This window comes from Rhizobium sp. RU36D (assembly GCF_900176345.1).
Lineage (GTDB): Bacteria > Pseudomonadota > Alphaproteobacteria > Rhizobiales > Rhizobiaceae > Allorhizobium.
This window is the reverse complement of the sequence record NZ_FWXU01000008.1, coordinates 22,462-40,191: the sequence shown is the minus strand read 5'-3', so window position 1 is coordinate 40,191 and position 17,730 is coordinate 22,462. Positions and strand designations below refer to the sequence as shown.

Here is a 17,730-nt window from a genome sequence, read left to right as displayed (position 1 = left end):
AATCGGACCGCCAGGCATCTCCCTTGCAACGGGGCGGTCTTCAACTAATATACGGAGGGTGCCTCCGTTTAGCAAGTGGGCAGTGGCAGTTTTTGAAGATGGAACCGGAGAAGCAAAAAACAAGCCGCAAGCCGCGCGCGGATTCCATCAAGAACCGGGAACGGCTGCTGGAAGCGGCGACCGCGATCTTCTCCGCCGGCGGACCGCAGGCGAGCCTGGAGGCCGTGGCCCGACAGGCGGGCGTGGGCATCGGCACGCTCTACCGGCATTTCCCCACCCGCGAGGCACTGTTCGAGGCGGTCTATCGCCACGAGGTGGAGCTTCTGGCCGAGCTTGCCGAACGGCTGGTGAGGGACAAGGAACCGGTGGATGCGCTGCGCACCTGGCTGCACGCCACCATCCGCCTCGTGGCCACCAAGAAGGGCATGATCGAGGCGCTGCAGCTCGCCGCCCACGGCTCGTCAGAACTGAAAGCCTATACCTACCAACGCATGGTCGCCGCCGTCGCCCAGCTGATGACCCACGGCGCGGAGGCCGGCACGCTGCGCGCCGACATCCCCGCCGACGAACTGCTCAACACGCTGTTCGGGATCTTATACGCCCAGGGACCCGCCAACTGGCAGCCGGCCGTGATGCGCATGGTGGATGTGTTTGTGGATGGGTTGAGGGTGCGGTGAGGGCGCTTTTCGCCCTCAGCGTGATGACAAAGCCTGTATTCTCCTCCGGTCATCCTCGGCCTTGAGACGAGATCCATAAATTTCAAGGAGTTATGGATGGTCAGGTCAAGCCCGACCATGACGGAGGAAGAATTGCAAAGGTGTTGTCTCGGCGGGGACCTCTAAAGTCCCGTCATTCCGGCGAAGGCCGGGATCCAGCGACGGCGCGTCTGCGCCGTGAAAGGAGTCTATCGCGATCAAGGACTTGATCGCACTAGATACCGGCTCGGGGGCCGGCATGACGGATAAGTTTGCGGGCTACGGATAACATACACGTTGCTGAACTGATGGTTTGTCAGCAGTCTGGGGGCGCTTTGCGCTTGATTTCGTGTCCCAGGGACATCTCCTCAGGCGCAGAGCGGCGGACCCGCGCTACGGCAGGTCGGGTTGATTCGGAGAAATACGCCCTGCTGTAGACTTTCGTTTCACATGTCTTTGTCCCAAAACCGGGGCCTACTTTTGGGAGACATGCTTTAGTTGGCGGTTGGAGCCGATCTCGCGTCCAGCAGTTCCTGCAGGCCGGCGAGCTGATAGGTCCAGAACGCGGCGAAGGCGCTTCGAATGCTGTCAGGATCTTCAAAATGATCGAGTATGGCGACGATCATGTCAGCGGTGTTTGCGAACAGGGTCCTGAGCACAAAACGGGACTCCGGCGTCACCGCGCCCGGTCCTCTGGTGCGCATGACCAGCTCGATTGCCAGCCGCTCCATCTCATAAACAAATCGCGGGCGAACCTTGCTGAATCGGGTTCCATCAACGGGCCTGAACAGGATCAAGACCTGCAATCGATGATCAATCCAAAATGACAACAGGTCTGCGGCAGCCGTCGATTGCCGGTTTTGCGCCGAAGACCAGGCTTCAAAATTGGTCAGTTCTCGAACCCTTCTGCGCATCAGGCGAAGAAGGCGCGCTGCAAGTGAGGGCGTGACGATCGCATCCAGCAGCGCATTCTTGTTCGGATAATACTTATAGATATTGCTGGTCGCCATGCCGCACGCGTTGGCGACCTCTGCCAGAGTGGCGACCTCGTAGCCCTTCTTAGCGAAGATCGTCGCGCCGGCAGTCAATATCCTTGCTCGAACTTCTTCTTTAAGGCGCTGCGGCATCAAGTCGGTCCATCAGTTGCTTCAAACGCGGCTGCCAAGGAAGTGCCTCTTCCAATTCGAAGGCAAGCGAGAGAAGAACGTCGTCTTGACCGTGGCCCGCAGCAAAATGGCACCCCATCGGTAAGCCGTCTTCATTCCAGAATAGCGGAACAGACATGGCGGGCCAACCCGCGACAGAAGCGGGGAATGTGTATTGGGCCACGCTTGCGATAAAGGCGTTGAGCGCCTCGAAGTCCTTGTCGCCAGTGAATTTGCCCAGTTCGAAAGCCGGGAACGGGACAGTGGGGCACAAAAGAACATCATAGCCAGAGATCGCCGCGTCGAGATCGTGCGCAACCCGCCGCAGCGTCTGAGACGCGGCGTCCAGCGCGGATACATCCACCCCTCGGCCGTGGCTCGCCAGCGCCTTCGTGTACCTCTCCAGTTTATCATCGGCAAACGCGTCGCCAAATATAGACCGGAAATAGTCTAGCGCGTTGGAAACCGAGGCCCCACCCAGAGCAAAAAACGCTTTTGCCGCAGCATCCATATCCACACCGGGAGGAGTGACGTCTACGACAGAATGGCCAAGAGCCTCACACGCCCTGACGGCGGTCAAGACTGCGTCCTTTGCATCTTGCTCCGGCGAGAGGCCAGAACTGCTCGTGGTGTGAAAACCAATCCGAAGCCGGTGATGCCTCTTCTTGATGGCGTCCTGGGTGGGCAACTTCATTTGCCAACTGCTGCGCTCGGTCATTTGCAACCAGCTGAAGCTGTCGCGCACCGAACGCGTGACACAATGCTCGCTCAGAAGCTGCGCCATGGGCATGTCTTCCGGGAGGCCGTTCGATACGGTGCGTCCCCGGCTGGGCTTGAACCCGAACAGCCCACAGAAGGACGATGGTCCCCGAATCGAACCACCCCCGTCCGAGGCGTGGGCTATCGGAACCATGCCCGAAGCAACCGCGGCAACTGCGCCGCCCGAGGAACCGCCGGCCGATAGCCTGAGGTTCCAGGGATTGGCGACGGGAGGGCGGCAGACAGACTCCGTGGTGCCCAGCAGACCGAGTTCGGACGTCGCACTCTTGCCGACAACCACAAGACCTGACGCGTCCAACGCGTCGGTATAGGGCGAACCCATGGGAACCTTGAATGGCGGAAGGAAGTCGCCGCCCATGCTGAGCGGCAATCCCGGATAGGCGAGAACGTCTTTGATGAGAGTAGGGACGCCGGCAAAGATACCCTCCTGCGCGACAGACTTGGCCTTTGAGCGGGCAAGGTCAACATCGAGCGATACGACCGCATTCAGCAAAGGGTTCAGCCGCTCCATTCGGGAGAGAGCCCCTTCCATAAGCTCGGTCGGCGCTATCTGTTTGGTACGCACGAGCTCCGCCAGCGCGGACGCGTCCAGCGTTGTCATAAGCATATCCATGTCGGGCATTCCGGTTGCCTCCAAAAGAGAATTGCATATTCTCTTTTGGAATTCATTCGTCCAAAAAAGTCAAGTCCCGGTTTGGCGGCGTTGCGAGAACCTGGGCTTCAAGACCCACCGCCACCGCAGCACGTGCGTCCCTTGGTGTGCCTTCCCACGCCATTCCAGACCCGCCCCATGCGCAAATTGTCGCTAGGGCAAATCGTCCAATCGTTTTCGGGGCCGTGGCCGCCCATTTTCTTGTCCGAATGAAACGGCGGACGTTTGCGTCCGCGGACCAAGGAAAGGTGGAGTTATGGACGCCCTCATGCTGGCGCGCATTCAGTTTGCGGCCAACATTTCATTTCACATTCTCTTCCCGACGATGACGATCGCGCTGGGCTGGATGTTGCTGTTCTTCAAGTTGCGGTTCAACGCCACGAAGGACGATAAATGGATGGACGCCTATCGCTTCTTCGTGAAGGTCTTTGCGCTGTGTTTCGCGCTCGGCGTTGTCTCGGGCATCACCATGTCCTTCCAGTTCGGCACCAATTGGCCGGGCTTCATGAACACGGTGGGCAATATCGCCGGGCCGCTGCTGGCCTATGAGATCCTCACCGCCTTCTTCATGGAGGCCACCTTCCTCGGCATCATGCTGTTCGGCTTCAACCGTGTGCCAAACCGCATCCATACGCTGGCCACCGTGCTGGTGGCGGTCGGCACCACGCTCTCGGCCTTCTGGATCCTGGTGCTGAATTCCTGGATGCACACGCCGGCAGGCTTCGAGATGCGCGACGGTGTGGCCTACGCCACCGACTGGTGGGCGATCATCTTCAACCCCTCCATGCCCTATCGCCTGGTGCATATGCTGCTCGCCTCGGGTCTCACGGCAGCCTTCCTCGTTGCCGGGCTTTCGGCCTACCGGCACCTGCGCGGCGACCGGGCGCCTGGCGTGATGGCGGCGCTGAAGACCGGCGTCTATACCGCCGCGATCCTCATTCCCCTGCAGATCCTGGCCGGCGACATGCACGGGCTGAACACGCTGGAACACCAGCCGGCCAAGGTGGCGGCGATGGAGGGCATCTGGGAGACCGAGCAGGGCGCCGACCTCAGGCTCTTTGCCATTCCGAGCGAAGAAGAAGGGCGAAATCTGTTCGAGATCACCATTCCGAACCTCGCCAGCTTCATCCTGACCCATGACTGGAACGGCGAAATCCGCGGGATCAACAGTTTCGAGGGCAATCACCCGCCGGTGGCGCCGGTGTTCTATGCCTTCCGCGTGATGGTCGGCATGGGCATGGCCATGCTGGCGGTCTCCTGGATCGCGGCCTGGCAGCTTCGCCGTCGCGGGCAGCCGCAAAACTGGCTGGCCATCACCCTGGTCGCCATGACATTTTCCGGCTGGGTGGCGACGCTGGCCGGCTGGTACACGACCGAAATCGGCCGCCAGCCCTGGCTGGTGCAGGGCGTGGTGACGACGGCCCAGGCGGCGGCGACCAATGTCAGCGCCGGCATGATCGGCTCGTCGCTGGCGCTCTACCTCTCGGTTTACGCCATTCTGATCGTCGCCTTCATCAGCGTGATCTTCTACCTCGCCCGCAAGGCCGGCAACCGGCTGGAGGCCAGCGAACCGGCCCGCGCGCCCACCATGCTCGCCCCGGCGGAATAGGGAGAAAACCCATGGAATTGTTCAGCAATCAGGAAGCCATGGCCGTCATCTTCGCCGGCCTGATGGGGCTGTCGATCCTCGCCTATGTCATTCTCGACGGCTATGACCTGGGGGTCGGCATTCTGATGTCGCGCGCCGATGACGGAGAGAAGGACCAGATGATCGCCTCGATCGGGCCCTTCTGGGATGCCAACGAAACCTGGCTGGTCCTCGGCGTCGGGCTGCTGCTCGTCGCTTTCCCGCTCGCCCATGGCGAGATCCTTTCGGCGCTTTATATCCCGACGGCGCTGATGCTGGTGGGGCTGATCCTGCGCGGCGTGTCCTTCGACTTCCGCGCCAAGGCCCGCGACAAGCACAAGCATCTGTGGGACGGCGCCTTCATTGGCGGATCGCTGCTGGCCTCGCTGTCCCAGGGCTATATGCTCGGCCTCTATATCCTGGGCTTCGAGACGGGCCTGGCGGCCTTCGCCTTCGGCCTGCTGACAGGTCTCTGCCTCGTCGCCGGCTATGTGCTGGTCGGCGCCTCCTGGCTGATCATGAAGACGGAAGGCGCGCTGCAGAAGCGGGCGATCGCCTGGGCGAAATGGGGGCTCTGGGGCACGGCGGCCGGCATGGCGATGATTTCGCTCGCCACCCCGCTCGCCAGCCCAAGGATCTTCGACAAGTGGTTCACCCTGCCGAACCTCTTGCTGCTCGCCCCGATCCCGCTGATGGCGATGATGCTGGTGGCGCTGACGGCCTTTACCCTGGCCAAGCTGCCGAAACCGGAGGACCGCTATGCCTGGGTGCCCTTTGCCGGCAGCGTGGCCCTGTTCATCCTCGGCTTTCAGGGGCTGGCCTACAGCTTCTACCCCTATCTCATCCCGGACCGGCTGACGATCGTCGATGCCGCCGCCGCCCCCGAAAGCCTCGCCATCATCCTGGTCGGCGCGCTTTTCGTGCTGCCCTTCATCATCGGCTACACCGTGTTTGCCTACCGGGTCTTCTGGGGCAAGGTACAGAAGCTGAGTTATTATTGAGCGTCGCTCATCGTCTCCGTCGTCCTCGGGTCAAGCCCTGACATGACGACGGAGTGACGTGCCCAGGCGATCGCCGACCTTGGCGGGGCAAAGGAAAGGCCGGGATTGCTCGTTCCCGATCAGGCCTTGCCGAGCGCTTCCAGCACCAGCGGCTTGAGCTTGAGGTCGGGGACCTCGGTGAAGGCGATATCCTCGCGGCCGAAATAGGCTTTCCGGTTGATCGCCGACCAGTCGTTGCAGGCAATGACGTAGCGGTCCTTGGCTGGCTGCTCTGCCGGGGCGGCGTAGAGGAAATCGCCGGTGCGCTGGTCAAGCTGCGTGTCGCCGTCCTGGTTGCAGCGCGCCAGGATGGCGGCAAGGCCGGCGGCATCCACCTCCGCCGTCATGATCTTGCCTTCAAAGCGCAGCGCCGCATTGTAGTCGAACCGCCTGACATCGCCCGCCGGAAGGCCGGTGCCGAAGGAGGTGTGGCCGATAAAGGCGATATCGGCCTTGGTTCTGGCGGCAATCGCGGCGGCGGCAAAACGGGCGGTCTCGCCCAGCGTCATAGCCTTTTGCGTGCGGGCAACGACGGCGCGATCCTCTTCCGTCAGGTGCTTTTCCATGACGGCGGCGATCAGCGCATCGAGGGAGGCGGAGGTCGGGGCGTCCCGCTCCACCGCCACGCGCTGAAGATCAGCCGCAGCACCCGGGGCGGTGATCGTTGCCACCGTCATCAGCGAAGCCCAGGAGCCGGTATGCACATAGCGGGTGGCGCCCTGCTCATGGGTGAGCGTCAGGTGGTCATGGCCGCCGATCACAAGCGTGCCATCCGGCAGGCCAGGCAGGATGGCGCGGTCGGCCACCACGCCGGCATGGCTGAGCACGATATTGATGCCGTCGGTGGTGAGGATCGAGGGCAGGTTGGCGCTTGCCCATTCCACCGGTGCCGGGATCTCCAGCATCTCGCGGGTCGCCTTGGGATAGGTGTTGATGGCCGGGGTGGCGAGCGCCGCGACATTGACGGTCACGCCGCCCAGCGTGAGTTTCGCCGAGGCCGGCGCAAAAGGCTTTGATGTGCGCTTGTCGGTGATGTTGCTGACGACGGTGATGCCGAGGGCATCGGCCTTTTCGACGAAATGCGCGAGGTCGTTGTCAAAATCCGGCTCGTGATTGCCGATGTTGAAGACGACGGGGGCGAGCTTGGCAAGCGCGCCGAGGAACGCCCAGTCGATCTCGCCGCCCGAACGGGCCGCCACCCCATTGCCGATCTCGAACAGATCGCCATTGAACAGGATCAGCGGCTGGCGGGAGGCGGCTACGACGCGCGCCTCAATGGCGGCCAAAAGCTGCGACATGCGCTCATAGGCCGAGTGCAGGTCCGACAGGATGATGGCCTCAATACCGGGCTCTGCGGTCATAGCTCTCACAGGCAGAAGCGGCACCATTGCGGCTGATGCTAGCAGCTGAAGGACGGAACGGCGGCGAAGGGTCATCGCAAATATCTCCTATAAACAATGCGCACACCCCTAGGCACCGCCTGCTACAAAAAGATGACGTCTCGACAGCTAATTTTGGTCCGTGCGTTGGGGTGTTTCACATCCAAACCCCGCCACCGATGCTTCATCCCGGCCTCAATAAAGCACGCTGACGCCCTGATCCGCTAGTCCGGCGACGCGGCGAAGCGGGCGTTGCGGCCAGTCGCCAAATAATAGTCGCAGGAACCCTCGATACAACCTTCACAAAGATTAACGGCGTCGCTAGCCTGCCTTAGATAACGAGGGGGCAGCCGTGGAACTGACGACTGAATCTGGAAAGCCGTCCTGGAAGATCAAAGAGCCGCTGTTGGAGCTGATAAAGGCGGCGGGATCGCTTTTACTATTCGACGGGAGTGGCGCGGTGGATAACTTCGTCGATGCGGTGGCCGCGCTTGGGCGCGAAGAGCCTAGCGAGATGCAGACCGCGCACCGTTTTTGGCGCACAGTGCTGTTGCACGCGATCACGGATGTGGTTGCGCGCAACAAGCTCGCGGACAGAAAGACCGATGAGCAGCGAATGATGAGCGCGGTCGACATGTTTGCGCCGGTCCTGCAGCAGCCGATGTCCTACAATGCCGAATGCCTGGAAGAGCCGACCAATCTCGCGCCTTACAGGACCTTGCGCGACAATGTCTGGGACATCGCCATTGCGCTGCAGCCCGGCCAGAACCATGACAAGGCCAAGCTGGCGATCCAACTGGACACTGCCTTGCGCGAGGCGGTGGCCAAGGTGTGGCTGGACGCCAAGAGCGCCGATTTCCGCGCGTATGTGCACAACGCCCTGAGCGGCCCTGTATTCACCGGTGTCGAGCGCCGCCAGGCCTGGCAGCGGCACTATGCCTGGATCGATCACAAGCTGAGCAAGAAGGCGCTTTTCGGCCAGGAGGACACCGGCATCACGCTCAGGGATGTCTATGTGCCGCTGCGCTGTAATCACCATGAGGAGGTGCCGGTCGAAGGCGAGAGGGATGAAGCGCGCACGCCGTCACTGGAGAAGAAGACACGCCGTGTCGCCCATGTCGGCTGGCTGCACGAGACGCTCTGGGCCTGGCTTGACGGATTGGCGAAGCGGGGCAGGGCCGGTGAGGCGCGGGATTGCCTGCGCGTCGTTGCCGGCGTTCCGGGCAGCGGCAAGACGGTGTTTTCCCGCACCTTCGCCTATGACGTGGCGATGTCGGGCCGGTTTCAGGTGGCCTATGTCGAACTGCAGCACATGGCCTTCAAAAGCGATCTTGAAGACCGCATCCGGGACTATTTCAAGCCTCGGACCGACGGTGCCGGCCTCGGCGGCGATGTCTTCGACATGGTTGACGTCGAGGGCACGTCGCCCGTGCTGTTTGTCTTTGACGGGCTCGATGAACTGAGCCGCAGTGATGAGGCGGCGAAAGAGGTTTCCCGCAAGTTCCTGCGCGACCTCAGGGAACTGCTCGGGCGGCTAAACCGAAACGGGTTACGCGCGGCCGGCCTTGTGCTTGGCCGCTCCGCCGCTGTCGAGGAGGCCCGGGCAGAGGCAGACCTGAAGCTGCGGGCGATTCTGCATGTTATGCCCCTGAAAGTGCTGGACCGGCAATGTCTTGAGATCGGTTATCGCTTTCATGGTGGGAAAGTGGATCAGGAGGATATCGTCGATCCTGACGGTCTCGCCGGACGAGACGACCGTCCGCAATTCTGGGCGCGCTGGCTGGCGGCGGCGAGGCAGTCTGGCGATGCCGAGGCAAAAGCGCTGAATAACAGCCAGTTGGACGACCTGACGGCCGAGCCGCTGCTGTTCTACCTGCTGATCATCTCTGGCTATGCCGAGCAGGATGCCGACAAGGCGGCGGATAACCGCAACCATGTCTATCGCGAAATCTTCCGTCGCGTGCACCAGCGCGACAAGGGCAAAGATGTTCTCGGGCATGCCTCCAGTGTCCGTCTCGATGAAGACGGTTTCTTCCATCTGATGGAATGCCTGGCCCTTGCCATCTGGCAGGGCGGCGGCCGCACCGGATCGAAAAAGGGTTTCGAGGACTATCGCGACGCCCATGCCCATGAACGTGAGGAAGAGTTCGAGAAGGCGGATTTTGCCCAAATGCGCAATGTCGCGCTGCAATTCTACACCCGCGCCATTGGCGATAGCGACCAGGGCTTTGAATTCGTTCACAAGAGCTTTGGCGAATATCTCGCCGCCTGCGCGATCCTGCGCGCGGCCCAGGCGCTTTCGGCGCAGCACAGGAGAAAGTCGGAGGATTTCTGCACCGCCTGGGTCAAGCTGTTCGGCGCCCAGCCGGTCACGTCGGAAATTCTTGGTTTTCTGCGCGACGAAGCGCGGTTGCTGGCGGGCGATGAAGCGATCAAACTGAAGGAGAAGCTGACCCGATACATGAACTGGGTGCTGGCGTATGGCATGCCGGCCCATCGCGACCGCCATGCAAGTTTCCGTATGGCCGAAACCCACCAGCGCAATGCCACGGGGACGCTGCTGGCCTGCCTAAATGCGCTGGCCGGCGCGATTTCCGTGGGCAGTGGTGAAGCCGCGATTCGGCTTGTCTGGCCCGATGAAAGTGCCGCCCGCCGGCTGATCGAGATGCTGCAGATCACCCATGACCGTACGACCGCGCACCATCTTTGCCTCGGTTATCTGGATTTCGGTGAATCCAACGATCTATCATATTTGGCTCTGACGGGAGTAAATCTGATTGGGGCGCATCTAAGCATAGCAAACTTGAGGGGGGCATGCCTGATCGGGGGAGATATAATGGGCGCGAACCTGAGCGGAGCTAATCTCGCTCACTCGAAATTGATCCTAGCGGACTTTAGTACAGCTAGCCTTGTAACGGCGGATCTGAGCTGGGCGATCCTAAACACCGCGTTATTGAACGGGGCGGACTTAAGGGGGGCGGACTTAAGTAGGGCGGACCTCAGCGGGGCGGACCTGAGCGGGGCGGACCTGAGCCAAGCAAACACCAGTAGCGCAAATTTTTCCGGCTCGCTGATTGTTTTCGCTGACCTCCAGGGTGCAGAAGGCGTGACCGACATTCAAATCAATTCCGCGTTCGGCAACATCAAGACCCAGTTGCCGACGGACATGGCGCGCCCGGACCACTGGTCGACCAGCGAGGATGTCGAGGAACTTTACGAGGAATGGCGCCTCTGGCTCGCTGGACGGGACAGCGAGCCGGAGGAGCCAGCCGATCCTCAATAAAGCACGCTCGCGCCCTGGTCCGCCAGTCCCGCAACCCGGCGAAGCGGGGCGAATAGTTCGCGGCCCATGCCGAATTCGTTGGCGCTGAGGTCCGGCTTGGCGGGCAGGCGGGTGGCGAAGTCGGCGGCGTCGGCCAGCACTTCGATTGTGCCTGATATGGCATCGAGGCGGATGATGTCGCCATCCTTGATGCGGGCGATGGGGCCGGCGTCGACGGCTTCGGGGGTCAGGTGGATCGCGGCGGGGACCTTACCCGAGGCGCCGGACATGCGGCCGTCGGTCAGGAGCGCCACCTTGTGGCCGCGGTCCTGGAGAATGCCGAGCGGGGTGGTCAGGCGGTGCAGTTCCGGCATGCCATTGGCCTTCGGGCCCTGGAAGCGCACGACGGCGACGAAATCGCGGTCGAGCTTGCCGGCCTTGAAGGCGGCCTGCAGCTCTTCCTGGTCGTGGAACACCACAGCGGGCGCCTCGATGACATGGCGCTCCGGCTTGACGGCGGAGACCTTAATGACGGCGCGGCCGAGATTGCCGGTCAGCATCTTCAGGCCGCCGGTCGGCTGGAACGGCTCCTCGACGCGGGCCAGTACCTTGGGATCGCCGCTGATTTCTGGCGCCGGTTCGCGCGAGACGGTGCCATCGGCAGCAAGCCGGGCCTCGGTCGCATAGGCGGCCAACCCCTGGCCATAGACGGTGCGAACATCGTCATGCAGATAGCCTGACTTCAGGAGCTGCTTGATCAGGAAGCCCATGCCGCCGGCGGCGTGGAAGTGGTTCACATCGGCAAGCCCGTTCGGATAGACGCGGGCGAGCAGCGGCACGATGTCGGAGAGATCGGAAATATCCTGCCAGGTGAGCTGGATGCCGGCGGCGCGGGCCATGGCGACGAGATGCAGCGTGTGGTTGGTGGAGCCACCCGTGGCATGCAGGCCGACCACGCCATTGACGATCGAGCGCTCGTCGATCATCTCGCCGACCGGCGTGAACTCGTTGCCAAGAGCGGTGATCGACAGCGCCCGCTTGGTCGCCTCGCGGGTCAGCGCCTCGCGCAGCGGCGTGCCGGGATTGATGAAGGAGGCGCCGGGCATGTGCAGGCCCATGATCTCCATCAGCATCTGGTTGGAATTGGCCGTGCCGTAGAAGGTGCAGGTGCCCGGACCGTGATAGGACTTGGATTCGGCCTCCAGCAGCTCGGCGCGTCCGACCTTGCCCTCCGCATAGAGCTGGCGCACGCGGGTCTTTTCGTCATTCGGCAGGCCCGTCGTCATCGGCCCGGCGGGTACGAAGACCGAGGGCAGGTGCCCGAAGGTGAGCGCCGCGATGAACAGGCCCGGCACGATCTTGTCGCACACACCGAGGAAGACGGCGGCGTCGAACATGTTGTGGCTGAGGCCAATGGCTGCCGACATGGCGATGACGTCGCGCGAGAACAGCGACAGTTCCATGCCCGGCTGGCCCTGGGTCACGCCATCGCACATGGCCGGCACGCCGCCCGCCACCTGGGCCACGCCGCCGACGGCGGCTGCCGCCTCGCGGATGATGGCCGGATAGGTCTCGAACGGCTGATGGGCCGACAGCATGTCATTGTAGGAGGTGATGATGCCGAGATTGGGGACGGCGTCGCCGGCAAGCGCTGCCTTGTCCCCGGGGGAACAGACGGCAAAGCCATGGGCGAGATTGCCGCAGGAGAGCACCGAGCGATGCACGCCCTTGGAAACGGCGGCGCGAACCCGGTCGAGATAGACTTCCCGGCTCGGCTTGGAGCGCTCGACGAGACGGGCGGTGATGGCTTCGATGCGATGGTCGGCGGACATGTCACAATCCTTGGTGTTTGCAACCAGGGCAGCCTTGCAACGGGATATTGCCGGGCCGCTCATGGTCTGGCCAAATCGGAACGCCTCGAACGGCTCGTAACCGCTCGCGGCGTCATGGGGCCGGATGCCGGCCTGCTGCCGAGGCAGCAATTCTACAACAGGTCCTGACCATATGCAGCGGCATTGCGTCCGGACTTGCTAAAATATTAGTCGCCTTCGGCAGGGGCATGGCCCTGCCATCGGCGTCAGGGCGCCCAGTAGATCGAGACCGGCGAAGACGCATGCCGCAGCACCGCGCGGATCGGCATCTCTGCATCGGCGCCGTCGCCAAGCGCCTTGTCCAGCACCGCCTTCTTCTCGGCGCCTTCGATATGCAGCACCAGCAGCTCGGCATCATCCAGGGCTGAGAGCGTAAAGGTCAGGCGCGGCTCGCCGGCACCTTCGGCTTCCATGGCGATCACCTCAGGCGGCAGGCCGAGATCGAGCGCCCGCTCCAGATTGTCACCGCCGGGAAAGAAGGAGGCGGTGTGCCCGTCATTGCCCATGCCGAGGATCACGACATCGAAGGGCGAGCCGAGCTCGGCGGTTTCCTCCGTGGCGAGACGGCCGGCTTCTTCCGCCGTCTCGGCCTGATGGTAGAGCGGCACGAATTCGGCTGCTGCCGCGGCGTTCTTCAACAGGTTTTCTGCCACCAGAAGGTGGTTGGATCTGGGATTGTCCGCCGGCACGAAACGCTCGTCCACCAGAGTGATGGCGACCTTTTCCCAATCCAGCGCGCGGGTGGAGAGCGCCTGGAAAAACGCCTTGGGCGTCGAGCCGCCGGAAACCGCCAGCACCGCCTGGCCGCGGGCGTCGATCGCCGCGGCAAGGGTTGCGGCAACCGCATCGGCCAGGCTTTCGGCCAGGAGCTTGCGATCATCGAATGTCTTGAGGTGCGATACCATGAGCCTCAATCCATCTCGTGCCAGGTGCGGCCGTCACGCTCGATCAGCGCGATGGCCTGGCTCGGACCCCAGGTGCCCGAGGTGTAGCCCTGGGCACGCTGTCCGGTTTCCTCCCAGCCGCGCAGGATCGGGTCGATCCACTTCCACGCCGCTTCCACTTCGTCGCGGCGCATGAACAGCGTCTGGTTGGAACGGATGACGTCCATCAGCAGGCGCTCATAGGCATCGGGATTGCGCACGTCGAAGGCCTGGGCGAAGCTCATGTCGAGCGAGACATGGCGAAGGCGCATGCCGCCGGGACCGGGATCCTTGATCATCAGCCACTGCTTCACGCCCTCATCCGGCTGGAGGCGGATGACCAACTGGTTGGCCTCGATGCGGCCGGCGCTGTCGCCGAAGATCGAATGCGGGATCGGCTTGAACGAGATGACGATTTCCGACATGCGGGTCGCCAGCCGTTTGCCGGTGCGCAGGTAGAACGGCACGCCGGCCCAGCGCCAATTGTTGATCTCGGCCTTGATGGCGACGAAGGTCTCGGTGTCGGAAGGACTGCCGAGCTCATCGGTGTAGCCGGTGACCGGACCGCCTGCCGAGGCGCCGGCGCGATACTGGCCGCGCACCGTGTGCTTTTCGACCTCGCCATCGGTGATCGGCTTCAGGCTGCGCAGAACCTTGAGCTTCTCGTCGCGGACGGCTTCCGCTTCCATCGAGGACGGGGCTTCCATGGCCACGAGGCAGAGCAGCTGCAGGATATGGTTCTGCACCATGTCACGCAGGGCGCCGGCCTTGTCGTAATAGGTCACGCGGCCTTCAAGGCCCACTGACTCGGCGACCGTAATCTGCACGTGGTCAATATGGGCGGAGTTCCACAGCGGCTCATAGAGCGCATTGGCAAAGCGCAGCGCCATGAGGTTCTGCACTGTCTCCTTGCCCAGATAGTGGTCGATGCGGAAGATCTGCTCTTCCTTGAACACCTTGCCGATGGTGTCGTTCAGCACCTGCGCGGAGGCGAGGCTGCGGCCTATCGGCTTTTCCACCACGATGCGGGTCGACTTGGTGATCAGCTTGTGCTCGCGGATCTTGTCGGCGATATCGCCGAAGATGGCGGGCGAAACGGCCAGATAGAAGGCGCGCACGCAATCCTTGCCATTGCCGCTATCAAGCAGTTCCTTGAGCTGCGGCCAGCCCGTATCCCCCTTGGCATCGACGGCGACGTAATAGACCCGGGCACAGAATTTCTGCACCTCGGCCTCGTTGAATTCGCCAGACTTCAGATGCTCCTTCAGCGCATCCTCGGTGTATTTGCGATACTCGTCATGGGTCATCGGCGTGCGCGAGGCGCCGATGATGCGCGTCGGTTCCGTCAACTGGCCGGCAAGCTGGCGGTGATACAGCGCCGGCAAGAGCTTGCGCTCTGCGAGGTCGCCGGTGCCGCCGAACACGACATAGTCAAAGGGTTCCACGGGAATGATCTGGCTGCTCATACGGGGCGTCTTCCTGTCCGCAATGTTGACGACATCTGTAATCTAATCGATTTAAAAAAGCCATACCTTCGGCTGTGAAAACCTGGCGTGTCTTTTTCAATCAGAGCCGATCGCGAAGCGCGTACCAGGTGAGCGCAAGGAAAAGGAGGGGGCTCCTGAACCGGGCTCCGCCCGGAAAGGCGGGAATTTTAAGCTCCTTGAAGAGGTCGAGTTCCTGCCCCTGTCCGAGGATCGAATCGGCGTAGAGCTTGCCACTATAGTTCGACAACATGACGCCGTGACCAGAGAAACCGCCAATTGATGTCACGCCCGGCATGACCTCGCGGGCAAAGGGCTTGCGCGGAAGCGTGATGCCGACGGAGCCGCCCCAGGCATTGACCATCTCGATGCCTTCAAGCTCGGGATAGATTTCGGCGATCTGCCGGCGGATATGCGTGGAAATGTCGCGCGGGCTGTCGGAGGTATAGGCCTCCCGCCCGCCGAACAGCAGCCGTCCGTCGCGGCTCTTGCGGAAATAGCGGACGACGAAGCGCGAATCGGCCACCGCCTCCGAGCCTGATATGACCGAAGGGAATTTGTCGAGCGGCACGGTCGCGCCGATGAAGGAGCGGATCGGCATGACATGGGCCGCCGTGACCGGCTCGAGATTGCCGATATAGGCATTGGTGGCGATCAACACGCGATCGGCCGTGATCGTACCGGTGGGTGTGTCGATCAGCGTCTTGCCGCCCGCCTGGCGGATTGCCTTGGCCGGTGTCATCTCGTGGATGCGCGCGCCGGCCGCGGCCGCCGTGCTGGCCAGGCCGACCAGAAGCTTCAGCGGATGAATATGGCCGGTGCCGGTGTCGCGCACGCCATAGTGATAGCGCGTCGATCCAAGCCTCTCCTGGGTTTCGCCGCGATCCATGAAGGAGATGTGCGGATAGCCATAGCGCTCGGCCATGATCTCGGCATCACGCCGATAATCGGCCTCCCAGCCGGGCTTGTGAGCGACATTCAACTGTCCTGGGATGAATTCGATATCGATCTCGTGCTGACGGGCAAAGTCGAGCAGGTAATGCTTGGCATTCTCCGCTAGGGCAAACAGCGCCTTCGACCGCTCGAAACCAAGCTCGGCCTCGAGTTCGCCCGGCCAGGCCCGCTGGCCGGTGCCAAGCTGGCCGCCATTGCGCCCTGAAGCGCCATCGCCAAAGCGATGCGCCTCGATCAACACCACCGAGACGCCTGCCTTGGCGAGGTTGAACGCGGCCTGCAGGCCGGTATAGCCACCGCCGATGATGGCGACATCGACGGAGACCGACCCGTCGAGCGCCGGATAGTCGGGCCGCTCGCCGACGGAAGCCTGATACCAGGAGAGACCGGGCGCGATGGGGCTTTGCCACGTCATGGCCGGCACCTCACACGTTGAGCAGCAGGAATTCGCGCTCCCAGGGGCTGATCACCTGCATGAAGGTCTCGAATTCCCCGCGCTTGACCCCGGCATAGAGCCCGATGAATTCCGCGCTCAGCACCTCGGCCAGGGCCGGATCGGATTCGAGCTGCGACACGGCCTCCAAGAGGCCGCGCGGCAGGTCGATCGAGCCTTCATTGGCCGTATCCTCGGTCGGCAGGGTGGGCTCCAGATCGTTCATGATGCCGAGCAGGCCGCAGCCCAGCGAGGCCGCGAGTGCGAGATAGGGATTGCAATCCGAGCCCGGCAGGCGGTTTTCGATGCGGCGGGCGGCCGCATCCGACACCGGCACGCGGAAGGCCGTGGTGCGGTTGTCATAGCCCCAGGCATTGTTGACCGGCGCCGACATATCGGGCGTCAGGCGACGATAGGAGTTCACATAGGGTGCCATCATCACCAGCGACTTCGGCACATATTTCTGCATGCCGCCGATGAACTGGAAGAACTCCTTCGACGCCGAACCATCGGCATTCGAGAACACGTTCTTGCCGGTGTTGATCTCCACCACCGACTGGTGGATATGCATGGCCGATCCCGCCTGGCCCTGCATGGGCTTGGCCATGAACGTGGCATAGATGCCGTGTTTCAGTGCGGCCTCGCGAATGGTGCGCTTGAACATGAAGACCTGGTCGGCGAGCTCGATCGGATCGCCATGACGCAGGTTGATTTCGAGCTGCGCCGGGCCTTCCTCATGGATCAGCGTATCGATCTCCAGCCCCTGGGCGGCGGAGAAATGGTAGATATCGTCGATCAACTCGTCGAATTCGTTGATGCCGGCGATGGAATAGCCCTGGCCGCCAAGGATCGAGCGGCCGGACCGGCCCTTCGGCGGATGCAGCGGATAGTCCGGGTCGTCGTTCATGGCGACGAGGTAGAATTCGATCTCCGGCGCGACCACGGCCTTCCAGCCGCGCTTTTCATACATGCGCACGACATTCTTCAGCACGTTGCGCGGCGTATAGGGCACATTTTCGCCGGTCGAGCCGACGATATCGCAGATCACCTGGGCCGTGGGATCGGTTTCCCAGGGCACGACGGAGAGGGTGGAGAGGTCCGGCACCAGCTTCAGGTCGCTGTCGCGCGGCTCGTAGCGGAAATTGCCGCTCTCTTCGGGATAGTCGCCCGAAATCGTATGGCGATAGAGCGCCGAGGGCAGCGCCAGCGAGGTGTTGGAGGTGAATTTCGACGACGGCATCATCTTGCCGCGCGGCACGCCGGCGAGATCGGGCGTGATGCATTCGATATCCTCGATTCCACGGGCCCGCAGCCAGGCGGCGGCCTCCTTCCAGTTTTTCACGCCGCGCAGATCTTTGGGATCCGGGGGGACGCTCACCTTCTTGGCCGCGGCACCTTTGGGTCTCAGCATCGTCTTTCTGGGGGGCATGTCTCACCGGTTCGGTTTTGTGGGAGCCCCATCATATCCGCTGAACGGGAATTGGC

At 62.5% G+C, this 17,730-nt stretch carries 12 protein-coding genes; 4 read left to right on the top strand and 8 right to left on the bottom strand.

From position 1 onward, the window contains the following. The first annotated feature begins 98 nt into the window (after positions 1-98). Entirely contained in the window at positions 99-677 is a 579-nt protein-coding gene (locus B9A97_RS12005) for a TetR/AcrR family transcriptional regulator (protein ID WP_084365582.1), read from the top strand. Between the two features lie 512 nt (positions 678-1,189). Here the strand turns inward: B9A97_RS12005 and B9A97_RS12000 are convergent. Then, the gene (locus tag B9A97_RS12000) at positions 1,190-1,822 is read right to left on the bottom strand and encodes a TetR/AcrR family transcriptional regulator (RefSeq protein WP_084365581.1); all 633 of its coding nucleotides are present in this window, start codon (positions 1,820-1,822) and stop codon (positions 1,190-1,192) included. Next, the gene (locus B9A97_RS11995) at positions 1,806-3,242 is read right to left on the bottom strand and encodes an amidase (protein WP_084365580.1); all 1,437 of its coding nucleotides are present in this window, start codon (positions 3,240-3,242) and stop codon (positions 1,806-1,808) included. Before B9A97_RS11995 ends, B9A97_RS12000 begins: the two co-directional genes overlap by 17 nt. A gap of 286 nt (positions 3,243-3,528) precedes the next feature. Here B9A97_RS11995 and B9A97_RS11990 point away from each other — a divergent pair, with 286 nt between their 5' ends. Both B9A97_RS11990 and B9A97_RS11985 read left to right on the top strand, forming a co-directional pair. Further along, on the top strand, positions 3,529-4,881 hold the full coding sequence (locus B9A97_RS11990) for a cytochrome ubiquinol oxidase subunit I (protein ID WP_084365579.1): 1,353 nt from the start codon (positions 3,529-3,531) through the stop codon (positions 4,879-4,881). 11 nt (positions 4,882-4,892) lie between these two features. Beyond that, positions 4,893-5,900, top strand: coding sequence for a cytochrome d ubiquinol oxidase subunit II (locus B9A97_RS11985; RefSeq protein ID WP_084365578.1), 1,008 nt, complete (start codon positions 4,893-4,895; stop codon positions 5,898-5,900). Between the two features lie 119 nt (positions 5,901-6,019). On the opposite strand, the gene B9A97_RS11980 is transcribed toward B9A97_RS11985, so the two are convergent. Further along, positions 6,020-7,375 carry a metallophosphoesterase gene (locus B9A97_RS11980; RefSeq protein WP_084365577.1) on the bottom strand — a complete coding sequence of 452 codons (1,356 nt, stop codon included), beginning with the start codon at positions 7,373-7,375 and terminating at the stop codon, positions 6,020-6,022. A 295-nt stretch (positions 7,376-7,670) separates the two neighbouring features. Between B9A97_RS11980 and B9A97_RS11975 the strand changes: the two genes are divergently transcribed. Then, positions 7,671-10,601 (top strand): pentapeptide repeat-containing protein, encoded by a 2,931-nt coding sequence (locus tag B9A97_RS11975; protein WP_084365576.1) that lies wholly within the window; start codon positions 7,671-7,673, stop codon positions 10,599-10,601. Here the strand turns inward: B9A97_RS11975 and edd are convergent. The 5 genes from edd to B9A97_RS11950 form a co-directional block, all read right to left on the bottom strand. After that, positions 10,595-12,412, bottom strand: a complete 1,818-nt coding sequence (gene edd / locus B9A97_RS11970) for a phosphogluconate dehydratase (protein ID WP_084365771.1) — start codon at positions 12,410-12,412, stop codon at positions 10,595-10,597. The genes B9A97_RS11975 and edd overlap by 7 nt on opposite strands. A gap of 245 nt (positions 12,413-12,657) precedes the next feature. Further along, entirely contained in the window at positions 12,658-13,356 is a 699-nt protein-coding gene (gene pgl, locus B9A97_RS11965; RefSeq protein ID WP_084365575.1) for a 6-phosphogluconolactonase, read from the bottom strand. Positions 13,357-13,361: 5 nt separating this feature from the next. Beyond that, positions 13,362-14,840 (bottom strand): glucose-6-phosphate dehydrogenase, encoded by a 1,479-nt coding sequence (zwf, locus tag B9A97_RS11960; RefSeq protein WP_084365574.1) that lies wholly within the window; start codon positions 14,838-14,840, stop codon positions 13,362-13,364. 100 nt (positions 14,841-14,940) lie between these two features. Next, the gene (locus B9A97_RS11955) at positions 14,941-16,227 is read right to left on the bottom strand and encodes an NAD(P)/FAD-dependent oxidoreductase (protein WP_084365573.1); all 1,287 of its coding nucleotides are present in this window, start codon (positions 16,225-16,227) and stop codon (positions 14,941-14,943) included. 10 nt (positions 16,228-16,237) lie between these two features. Continuing rightward, positions 16,238-17,674 carry a glutamine synthetase family protein gene (locus B9A97_RS11950; RefSeq protein WP_084365572.1) on the bottom strand — a complete coding sequence of 479 codons (1,437 nt, stop codon included), beginning with the start codon at positions 17,672-17,674 and terminating at the stop codon, positions 16,238-16,240. Positions 17,675-17,730 lie beyond the last annotated feature (56 nt).